Source organism: Flavobacterium sp. MMS24-S5, from assembly GCF_050320125.1.
In the GTDB taxonomy this organism is placed as follows: Bacteria; Bacteroidota; Bacteroidia; order Flavobacteriales; family Flavobacteriaceae; genus Flavobacterium; species Flavobacterium tyrosinilyticum.
Genome location: NZ_CP190016.1, coordinates 979,720 through 992,108 on the forward strand (window position 1 = coordinate 979,720; position 12,389 = coordinate 992,108).

Here is a 12,389-nt window from a genome sequence, read left to right on the forward strand (position 1 = left end):
AATATTTTAACTAAATATTTGATTATTAGCTATTTATAATATTTCAAATAAACCAATTTTAACTAATAAAGCAAAAAAATGTACGAAAAAATTTCACTTTTTAGAGTTAAAAAAAAGTGTTTTTGAGGCAATTTTTGACAAAAAAACAACACTTCAACGAGTTTTTAGGTTAGTTATAGATAAAAAAATAATATTAGAAAAACTCTAATATAACTTTGATTCTGTTAAAATTTCATAAATACTTTAAAACTAAATCTTAAGTTATGAAAACAAAATCTACTCTTGAAAAAGCAGTAAAATTTGTAAGCAATTGTAAGTTTATTTTTTTCTCGAAGAAAAATATCTTTAGCAAAAACATTTTTAATCTGCTTTGCTTATTAATTACTTCAATTGCGTTTTCGCAATCTGGTTCGTGTAATTCTGAGATAACTATTGACGGAGAGAATTATCAAAAGTACAATGGTTTTGAAGTTTCGTTTTTACTGCAGGTTAAAAATACTGGAAGTAATACGGATACGTATCAACTGTCTGCTGAGAACTTTTCAAATTTTCCAGAAAACCCTGATGGCAGTACTACAAAAAGCAATGTTTTAATGAACAATAGACTTGAGAGCAAAAATTATGCTCCCATGAATAAAACACTTACACTTTCTCCAGGAGAAACTGCTGAGTTTTATGTAAAATTAAGCTTGGCTGATATTTCTACACTCGATCAATGGAACGGCACTTCGGTCACAGTAACTTCTACCACTTGTCCCGACAGTAAAAGCCAAACTGTTGTGCATACTTATATTCCTCCAAAAAAGACAAAGGGAATTGGCTTTACTGCGCCAGTATTAGACCTAAAAAATAATACAACTCCCAAAACATTAAGTGCTTTTTACTACTCTATGTAGGTGCAAATCGTTTTCAGTTAGTTAAAATATTATATCAATATTAAACATTTTAATATGAAAAACTTTACTTTCGAAAAAAGAATAAAATTCCTTCTAAGTTTTCTATTGAGCATTTTGTTTCTTAATGTTTATGCTGGAGAAGGAAGCAAACAAACAACTCCTGACATTAATCATAGGGCTTCACTTGCGATAAACAATAGCACTTATGGAAGTTTTGGTAGATATGGTTCGACAGATGCACAGCGATTGTATATTCGAATTCAAAACCCAAATAGCGAAAAAGTATATTTAGGTTTTAGCAGAGCTAGAAGATCAAGTCCAACTGGCACTGAAATTACTTCTAGATTTAGAATCATTAGACCCGATGGAAGTGTAGCATTTGCAAACTATACTTTGGATGGCACCTCATCGAACATAACAGGTACTGAAGCCCAAAGACTTACAAGAGCTCAAAATGGTCCAAATGGTATCGATGGAGTTACTTCTGCTGGATATACTCCTATAGTTTTTAATCCAAATGGCATGCCTGCTGGTGATTACTATATCGAATTTGAGAGCACAACTGATGGTAGCAGTACTGAAATTTACTATAACTATTACGATATTACCGTTGCCAATAGTTCAAACAAATCAATTCCTGGACGTATTTACTCAAAACGCTGGGCTTTTGCTATGGATGATGTTGATACTGACTTTAATGGTGCTTTTTATGTTTTTGCTCCAGATAACGGTTCTACAACCGGGGCTGTTACTCAAAACGGTTTTGTGAATAAAATCAATTTTAATGGTGCTGGTTTCAGACCTTGGTATTTCAATGTGGCTTTTAATAATACAGGCCCTGGAAATTCAGGAAATGCGGCTAATGATCAAAAAAGTATTTATAACGCACCGAATGCTACGCAAATGAGTCCAAAATATGAGGTTTTCTTAAATGATCCTGATATTAATATATGGAAAAATGGAACCTATAACGGTAACATACAAATTAACGGAATTACCAATTGTGGTATTGGCGAAAGCAATATAAACATTAGTGTTTTTAAAAGCGGAACTATCGAAATACTTCTTGACTTTAACGGTGGAGATGGAATTTATACTCCAGGTACAAAAGATGTATTAACTACCCAAACTGTTACAGCATCGGGAGCTCCTCCTTATGCTGTCAGTGTTCCATGGAATGGAAAAGATGGTTTAGGAAACACTATCGCACAAGGCACCTCGATACCAATAGTCGTTACTTTTGGACAAGCTGCTTTTCATTTCCCGATATATGATGTAGAAGAAAATCAATATGGTTTCTCCTGTACAACCGTTAGACCTGCGGCTCCATCTGGATATGTTTTAAAATTCTACTGGGACGACAGCAATATTACTTATACTGGAGGTACTTTTGACGCCAAAGTAAATCTTACTGGCTGTACACCAAATGGTACTCCTCCAAGTAATTGCCATAGATGGAATGGGTTTAACGACAGTAATAATGGTTCGCCTCAATATGGAAATTTAAATACCATCAATACATGGTGGTATGCCAATCGAGACTTTGTAACTTCTAATATCGTTTTGCCTCCATTCTACACTGTTGCACTTGGAACAACAAGCAATGTTACTTGTTTTGGCGGTAATGATGGTAAAATTCAGATTAATGTAACAAACGGAACGGGTCCGTTTAAGTATTACATTAACGGAGAAACAACCGTAAATACTTTACAGAGTTTACCTGCTGGAACTTACAATATCAAAGTTGTTGATGCAAATGGATGTTCTGCAAATATAAATGGCGTTGTAATTACACAACCTGCCGCGGCAGTAGCCGTTGCCAAAACTTCCCAAACTGACGTATTGTGTTTTGGATCTTCAACAGGAGCCATCAACATAACAGCTTCTGGAGGTGTAGCGCCATATACTTACGACTGGGCTGATCTTGCAGGAAACAATGATACTAAAGACAGAACTGGACTTATTGCAGGAACTTATACTGTAACCGTGAAAGACGCAAACGGATGTTCTGCCGCGCCGCTTTCTGTAACCATAACACAGCCTGCTTCAGCAGTAGCCGTGGCCAAAACGTCTCAGACTGACGTATTATGCTTTGGTTCTTCAACAGGAGCAATCAACATAACAGCTTCTGGAGGTGTCGCGCCTTACACTTACGACTGGGCTGATCTTGCAGGAACTAATGATACTGAAGATAGAACAGCATTGCCTGCAGGAACTTACACCGTAACCGTGAAAGACGCAAACGGATGTTCTGCCGCTCCTCTTGCCATTACAATCACGCAGCCTTCTTCAGCAGCAGCCGTTGCTAAAACGTCTCAAACTAATGTATTGTGCTTTGGATCTTCAACAGGAGCCATCAACATAACAGCTTCTGGAGGTGTAGCGCCATATACTTACGACTGGGCTGATCTTGCAGGAAACAATGATACTAAAGACAGAACTGGACTTATTGCAGGAACTTATACTGTAACCGTGAAAGACGCAAACGGATGTTCTGCCGCGCCGCTTTCTGTAACCATAACACAGCCTGCTTCAGCAGTAGCCGTGGCCAAAACGTCTCAGACTGACGTATTATGCTTTGGTTCTTCAACAGGAGCAATCAACATAACAGCTTCTGGAGGTGTCGCGCCTTACACTTACGACTGGGCTGATCTTGCAGGAACTAATGATACTGAAGATAGAACAGCATTGCCTGCAGGAACTTACACCGTAACCGTGAAAGACGCAAACGGATGTTCTGCCGCTCCTCTTGCCATTACAATCACGCAGCCTTCTTCAGCAGCAGCCGTTGCTAAAACGTCTCAAACTAATGTATTGTGCTTTGGCGCTTCAACAGGAGCGATCAACATAACAGCTTCTGGAGGTGTAGCGCCATATACTTACGATTTGGCCGATCTTGCGGGAACTAATGATCCTGAAGACAGAACATCGCTGCCTGCAGGAACTTACACCGTAACCGTGAAAGATGCAAACGGATGTTCTGCCGCGCCTCTTTCTGTAACCATTACGCAGCCTGCTTCAGCAGTAGCCGTGGCTAAAACTTCGCAAACTGACGTATTGTGCTTTGGATCATCAACAGGAGCCATCAATATAACAGCTTCTGGAGGTGTAGCGCCATATACTTACGACTGGACTGATCTTGCAGGAACTAATGATACTGAAGATAGAACTGGACTTATTGTAGGAACTTATACCGTAACTGTGAAAGACGCAAACGGATGTTCTGCAGCACCGCTTTCTGTAACCATTACGCAGCCTGATTCAGCAGTAACCGTGGCTAAAACTTCCCAAACTGATGTATTATGCTTTGGAGCTTCAACTGGAGCCATCAACATAACAGCTTCTGGAGGTGTAGTGCCATATACTTACGACTGGGCTGATCTTGCGGGAACCACTAATCCTGAAGACAGAACAGCATTGCCTGCAGGAACTTATACCGTAACCGTTAAAGATGCCAACGGATGTGCTGCCGCACCGCTTTCTGTAACCATTACGCAGCCTGCTTCAGCAGTAGCCGTTGCTAAAACGTCTCAAACTGATGTATTGTGTTTTGGCTCTTCAACAGGAGCAATCAATATAACAGCATCTGGAGGTGTAGCGCCTTATACTTACGACTGGGCTGATCTTGCAGGAACCACTGATCCTGAAGACAGAACTGGACTTATTGCAGGAACTTACACCGTAACTGTGAAAGATGCAAACGGATGTTCTGCAGCGCCTCTTGCCGTTACCATTACACAGCCTGCTTCGGCAGTAGCCGTGGCTAAAACTTCTCAAACTGACGTATTGTGTTTTGGCTCTTCAACAGGAGCAATAAACATAACAGCTTCTGGAGGTGTAGCCCCATATACTTACGATTGGGCTGATCTTGCTGGAACCACTGATCCTGAAGACAGAACAGCATTGCCTGCAGGAACTTACACTGTAACCGTAAAAGATGCCAACGGATGTTCTGCTGCATCTCTTGCCGTAACAATTACACAGCCTGCTTCTGCCTTAGCTGTGGCTAAAACTTCCCAAACTGATGTATTGTGTTTCGGAACTTCAACTGGAGCCATTAACATAACAGCTTCTGGAGGAGTTGGGCCTTATACATACGATTGGGCTGATCTTGCGGGAACCACTGATCCTGAAGACAGAACAGCATTGCCTGCAGGAACTTATACTGTAACTGTGAAAGATGCAAACGGATGTTCTGCCGCTCCTCTTGCCGTTACAATTACACAGCCTGCTTCAGCAGTAGCCGTTGCCAAAACTTCTCAAACTGATGTATTGTGTTTTGGCTCTTCAACAGGAGCCATCAATATAACAGCTTCTGGAGGTGTCGGACGCTTATACTTATGACTGGGCAGACCTTACAGGAACAACTGATCCTGAAGACAGAACTGGACTTATTGCAGGAACTTACACCGTAACCGTGAAAGACGCAAACGGATGTTCTGCAGCGCCTCTTGCCATTACCATTACGCAGCCTGCTTCGGCAGTAGCCGTGGCTAAAACTTCCCAAACTGATGTATTGTGTTTTGGCTCTTCAACAGGAGCAATAAATATAACAGCTTCTGGAGGCGTAGCGCCTTATACGTACGATTGGGCTGATCTTGCGGGAACCAATGATCCTGAAGACAGAACTGGACTTATTGCCGGAACTTATACTGTAACTGTGAAAGATGCAAACGGATGTTCTGCCGCTCCTCTTGCCGTTACAATCACACAGCCTGCTTCAGCAGTAGCCGTGGCTAAAACTTCCCAAACTGACGTATTGTGCTTTGGATCATCAACAGGAGCAATAAATATAACAGCTTCTGGAGGTGTAGCGCCTTACACTTACGACTGGGCCGATCTTGCAGGAACTAACGATTCTGAAGACAGAACTGGACTTATTGCAGGAACTTACACCGTAACCGTGAAAGATGCAAATGGATGTGCTGCAGCGCCTCTTGCCATTACAATTACACAGCCTGCTTCAGCAGTAGCCGTAGCTAAAACTTCACAAACTGATGTATTGTGTTTTGGCTCTTCAACAGGAGCAATAAATATAACAGCTTCTGGAGGTGTAGCGCCTTATACTTACGACTGGGCCGATCTTGCAGGAATTAATGATCCTGAAGATAGAACTGGACTTATTGCAGGAACTTATACTGTAACCGTGAAAGATGCAAACGGATGTTCTACTGCACCTCTTTCTGTAACCATAATACAGCCAGGTGCTGCTTTATCATGCTCTGTTGTACAAAATAAACCTGTGACTTCAAATGGTTTAAGCAATGGTGAGGCAACTGTAACTCCAATTGGGGGTACTCCTACTTACACTTACTTATGGGATAATGGAGAAAATACACCTAAAGCAGTAGCTTTAAATGCAGGAACACATAGCGTAAAAGTTACCGATGCAAACGGCTGTTTTACAGAATGTACTGTTTTAATTACAGAACCTAATATACTTTCATGTAGTATTTCGCAAGATAGCGCTGTAAAATGTTATGGAGGGAATACTGGTAAAGCGACGGTAACAGCTGTCGGCGGTAACGGAGAGTATACTTACCTTTGGGATAATGATGAAACTACTGCTCAAGCAGTTGCTTTAACAGCAGGTTTACATTCTGTAAAAGTTACTGACAAATTAGGATATACCACAACATGCGAAATAACAATTAATCAGCCTCAAGCTCCTTTAAGCGCAACAACAACGCAAGTTAATGTAGCTTGTGGTGGCGGAGCAACAGGTTCTGCAACTGTTATACCATCTGGCGGAACAAGTCCTTACACTTACTCTTGGGATACTAATCCTGTTCAGACAGATGCTACAGCTACAGGACTAAAAGCTGGAACTTATAATGTTACGGTTAAAGATGCTAACTTATGTACCATCGTAAAAACTGTAATTATTATCGATGGAGATTCTGTTATACCGGTTATAGATCCACTACCTGTAGTTTCTACTATCAATTGTCCAGCAGAACCTGTTTTTGCGCAAGCAACAGCAAGTGACGACAGTGGAACGATCTCTTCATTGACTTATGAAGATAGTACTACAGAAGGAAATTGTGCTGGAACTTATACCAAAACAAGAACATGGACTGCGAAAGATGCTTGTGGAAATGTTTCACTTCCTGTAAGTCAAACCATAATAGTGCAAGACAATTCTGCTCCAACTTGGACAACTCAAGCTGCTTCTTTAGACAAAACTATAGAATGCAGTGACGAACAGGCTTTAGCAAATGCTCAATCTTTATTCCCAATAGCTAAGGATACTTGTGACAGTGATGTTTCTAATATCACTAAAGTAAGCGGACAGTTTGTAGCTTCTGAAGGATGCGGAAATGCAGGAACTTACACCAACACTTGGACTGTAAAAGACGACTGCGGAAATACTTCTGACACTTTCACTCAGATAATTACAATTCAAGATACAACTGCGCCAACATGGACTACTCAAGCTGGCACTTTAAACGCAACTTTAGAGTGTAGCGATACAGAAGGACTTGTTGCTGCTCAGGCTCAATTCCCAATTGCTTCTGACTTATGCGATACTGATGTTTCTAATATCACTAAAGTAAGCGGACAGTTTACAGCTTCTGAAGGATGTGAAAATGCAGGAACTTACACCAATACTTGGACTGTAAAAGACGACTGCGGAAATACTTCTGAAACCTTTACTCAGATAATTACAATTCAGGATACAACTGCGCCAACATGGACTACTCAAGCTGGCACTTTAAACGCAACTTTAGAGTGTAGCGATACAGAAGGACTTGCTGCTGCTCAGGCTCAATTCCCAATTGCTTCTGACTTATGTGATACTGATGTTTCTAATATCACTAAAGTAAGCGGACAGTTTGTAGCTTCTGAAAACTGCGGAAATGCTGGAACTTACACCAACACTTGGACAGTAAAAGACGACTGCGGAAATACTTCTGAAACTTTCACTCAGATAATAACAATTCAGGATACTACAAAACCTGCTTTCGTTGGCGAATTGCCTTCAGATATTACAGTTTCTTGTGATGCAGTTCCAGAGCCATTCAATATGGAAGCTTCTGATAATTGCAACGGAGACTTGCCAATTGTTTTCAGCGAAACAAAAAGCGATATTAAAAACGAATGCGGTACAGAATATACCTTAACTCGCAACTGGTCAACAAGTGATTGTGGAGGAAATTCAATTTCTTATACTCAAATTATTACAGTAAGAGATACAACCCCTCCGACAGGTACTGCACCAGCAGATGTTGCTAATCTGCAAAATGCTGCAGACATTCCAGCAGGAAGCCCAGAAGACATAAAAGATGCGGCTGATAACTGTAGTGGAACTGTAAATATTACTGTAAACGACACTAACAATGGAGGAACCGGATGTAATGGAGAATCTTACATTTTAACTAGAACTTATACGCTAACAGATTGTGCAGGAAATAAAACTGAATTGGTACAAACCTTTACAGTTGAAAATAAAGTTTCTGTGAGCGGTATAGCTACCAATGTAAGCTGTCAAGGAGAAAGAAACGGTTCTATAGCAGTTACTAGCAGTCCTGGAGCTACGGTAGTTATTACAAATCAAAATAATGAGGTCGTTGGAAATACTAATTTACCAGCTGGAACATATACACTTACTGCAACGTCTGTAGTAAATGGTGAAAACCAAACTTGTACAGCAACTGCAACAGTTGTGATTACAGAGCCTGATTATAGAGTTAAAATATCTGGACAAATTATAAATGTAGATACTAACGCTCCAATCGCAAATGTGCCTGTGACATTGATTCCGCAAGGAACAACTACTAGTCCAATACAAATGCGTATTACTGGTGCCGATGGAATGTACAGCTTTACAGGAATGCCTGCCGGAAGCTATTTGGTACAAGTTCAAGATGCTAATTTAAATAGCGCACATCAGCTATATCCAGTTGATTCAAGTTTGTTCTTTACTACTCTTGAAGAATGTGCTTTCCAAGTTCATAACTTTGAATACGGAAAATCGAACCTTCCAGTTCTTGGAGATTATGTTTGGTATGATCTTAACAATAATGGAATTCAAGATGAATGGTACGATGCCAATAATGATGGAGTGGTGACCAAAAACATTCCAGATTCAAATGGCTCAATTGACTATAGCCAATGGGAATGGATTGACCTTAACGGAGACGGAAGCTATACTGGCCCACAAAACAATGGCGAATTAAATGCCGCAGGTTTTGGAAATGCGTTAAGTGCCAATGTAATAATCGATGGTCCAAACGGATATCATGAAGAAGTTATAGTAGGTATCGAAGGATTCTGGAGAGATCGTCCAGAGACAGCAAATCCTTATGGAGACTATACGATCAAATTGGTTAGAGATGCCAACTTTGATGCTGTGGCTGCTGCTTTAGGAGCAACTGGTTTAGTAAAAGTTCTTCCTTCAATATCTGGAAAAAACATAACTGCTAAAACAAGCAAATTGCAATTGCATACCGTTTGTACAACAACAACAGACAGTGGTTATGTTGTAACAGTAACTCCAGAAGATTTAGTTCATTTAGATGCCGACTTTGGTGTAAGCTGTAAAGATTACAAAGATATTGTTGCCAATGATGATAATGCTGGTTCAATTGCAGGTGTAAACCATACTACAACTAATGTATTAAATGTATTGCCAAATGATACTTTAGAAGGAAATGCCATAACTGCATCTGATGTTATTATTACAACTGTAACACCAAACGAGTTTTTACAATTAAATCCTGATGGTTCTGTTGATGTACTACCAAATGCTCCTGTAGGAACACTAACAATGGTATATCAAATTTGCGAAGCCGATCAGACAGATAACTGCGACACTGCAACGGTTACAGTTACAATTGAAGCTCCAGTAATGACCGTTACCGCAACTTCAATATGTGTTAATGATGTTCCATATATTGATTATGTAGTAACAGCCGTAAACTTCACTCCTGTAAATGGTGTAACCATTGCTTGGGCAGACAGCAATAATAATGTCGTAACAACAATGAACAATTTACCATTAAGTGGTCGTGTATTGTGGCCAGGAGCGGTTGTAGACGAGCAAGGAAAAGGAATCGATTGGCCAGGCTGGATTTTTGAAAACAACAGATGGATTGAAGGAGCAGATGGATTTGAGAAATTACGTCCAACTACCAATGTAACTTTCACTGTTAATCCAAGTGAGACTATTACAATTAGTTATCCGCCTGCAGATCCTTATTGTACTGCAAGACCAACATTTGCAATAGTGGCTAATGATGATACTCCTGCACCAATAACAGCAAGTGCAACGCAAACTACTGTAGGCAACGTTTTAACTAACGATACATTAAATGGTAGCCCAGTAAATATAAATGATGTAACACTAACCACAACTATTCCAGATCCAAAAGGTTCAATATCTATTAACCCTGATGGAACTATAAGTGTTGCACCAAACACACCAGGTGGCACTTACACTTTGACTTATCAAATCTGCGAAAAAGCTGATTTTGGAAATTGTGATACCGCAATTGTAACAGTAGTCGTTCTTGATCCGCCAGCACCACCTACTCCAGTAGTAGCGAATGATGACAACTTCAATAATATTGGATGTAATTCTTTTGGATTAGTAGGCAATGTATTGAGTAATGATGTAAAAGGAATAACTCGCGCATCACTTGAATTAGTAAACTTTACACTTCTTACAGAAGGTAACAATACTAAAACAGATCCAAACATTACTATTGACAATTCTGGAAATGTAAATGTATCCAGCCTAACACCTGCCGGTACTTATACTTATAGCTATAGAATATGTGATAAATTAAGTTCTGAAAATTGTGACACCGCAACGATTACTATTATAGTAGTTCCAAATGGTGTTACTGAAACCAGATCGACAGCATGTAATGATGATTCAACATTGGTTAACTTAAGTAGCCTACTTCCTGAAGGAAGCCCTACAACAGGAGTTTGGCAAGATAGAAACAATACCAATGCGTTACAAGGAGGCATTCTTAATCCGTTTGGTTTAGCATTAGGCAATTATGTTTTTGAATATGTAATAGCAGATCAAAACTGTCCAAGAAGCATAGTTTTAAACATGGAAATCAATGATGATTGTAAAGTCTTAGCTTGTGGTGATGTGTTAGTGCATAATGCTTTCTCTCCTAATGGTGATAACATGAACGATTTCTTCAAAATTGACAATATTGATGAACTAACTTGTTATCCAGGCAATACTGTTGAAATATATAATCGCTGGGGAATTTTAGTTTTTGAAACTACAAATTACAACAATACAACAAATGCTTTTGATGGAACTTCACGAGGAAGAACAACTGTTAAGCAATCTGACGGACTACCAACTGGAACCTATTTTTACATTATTACGTATAAATCTCTAGATGGAAACAACAATGTTCAAGATCATAAACTAGACGGGTATTTATATTTATCTAGATAGCAATTAAAATACGCTGCAAATAAATATTTGCAGCGTATTAAAAAATCTATATTTTTTTTGATTAATTCCAAAACACAATTAATTAAAAAACAATGATTTAAATAGTCAATAGTAATTATTAAATTAATAAAATCTACTATGAGAACAAAATTATTTTTCTTCGTCATTCTGTTAGTTACATGTTCAGGTTATGCACAGCAAGATGCGCAGTACACCCAGTATATGTACAATACAATAGCCATAAATCCTGCCTATGCAGGTTCCCGTGGAGTATTTAGCGTATTTGGCCTTTACCGCACCCAATGGGTTGGTCTTGATGGAGCGCCAGAGACAAGCAGCTTCTCAATCAATACGCCAATAAATAATAGCAGATTAGGCATTGGAGCTTCGTTGGTCAATGATAAAATTGGCCCTACAAATGAAAACAACATCTCAGTGGATCTGTCTTACACCATTCAGACCTCTGCAGATTTTAAGCTTTCGTTTGGCATCAAAGGAACGGCAAATATCTTCAATTTGGATGTAAACAAACTAAATCCTGCAGATCAGGGCAATCCCCAGTTTCAAGATTTAAACAGCAAGTTCTCTCCAAACGTTGGGGCTGGAGTCTACTGGCATTCTGACAAAGCATACATTGGCCTGTCTGTTCCAAACTTTATTGAAACAAACCGTTACGACGACAATGATGTTGCCATCTATAAAGACAGAATCAACTACTACTTAATTGGAGGCTACGTATTCGATCTTGACAAATACCAGTACATAAAATTCAAGCCCGCCATACTAACCAAAATGGTTCAAGGGGCGCCATTGCAGGTAGATGTTTCTGCGAATTTTATGTTCTACGATAAATTTATGATAGGCGCGGCCTACAGATGGAGCGCTTCATTAAGTGCTATGGTTGGGTTTCAGATCACAGACGGACTTTATTTGGGCTATGGCTACGATCGGGAAACCACCAAATTGAACAATTACAATTCAGGCTCGCACGAGATCTTCCTGCGCTATGAATTCTTCTCCAACAAAGGCAAAATGACAACTCCTCGTTTCTTCTAAAAATAAGG

Annotated in this window: 4 protein-coding genes; all 4 read left to right on the forward strand. The window is 39.5% G+C overall.

From position 1 onward, the window contains the following. The first annotated feature begins 263 nt into the window (after positions 1 to 263). The 4 genes from ACPWTF_RS04235 to ACPWTF_RS04250 all read left to right on the forward strand — a co-directional run bounded on the left by ACPWTF_RS04235 (position 264) and on the right by ACPWTF_RS04250 (position 12,381). Positions 264 to 896: a hypothetical protein gene (locus ACPWTF_RS04235; protein WP_427874558.1), complete on the forward strand. Its 633-nt coding sequence runs from the start codon at positions 264 to 266 to the stop codon at positions 894 to 896. Positions 897 to 950: 54 nt separating this feature from the next. Next, positions 951 to 5,240, forward strand: a complete 4,290-nt coding sequence (locus ACPWTF_RS04240) for a hypothetical protein (protein WP_427874559.1) — start codon at positions 951 to 953, stop codon at positions 5,238 to 5,240. After that, positions 5,218 to 11,325, forward strand: a complete 6,108-nt coding sequence (locus ACPWTF_RS04245) for a gliding motility-associated C-terminal domain-containing protein (RefSeq protein ID WP_427874560.1) — start codon at positions 5,218 to 5,220, stop codon at positions 11,323 to 11,325. Before ACPWTF_RS04240 ends, ACPWTF_RS04245 begins: the two co-directional genes overlap by 23 nt. Before the next feature lie 138 nt (positions 11,326 to 11,463). Continuing rightward, a complete protein-coding gene (locus ACPWTF_RS04250) occupies positions 11,464 to 12,381 on the forward strand; it encodes a PorP/SprF family type IX secretion system membrane protein (protein ID WP_427874561.1) in 918 nt (305 codons plus the stop codon). Positions 12,382 to 12,389 lie beyond the last annotated feature (8 nt).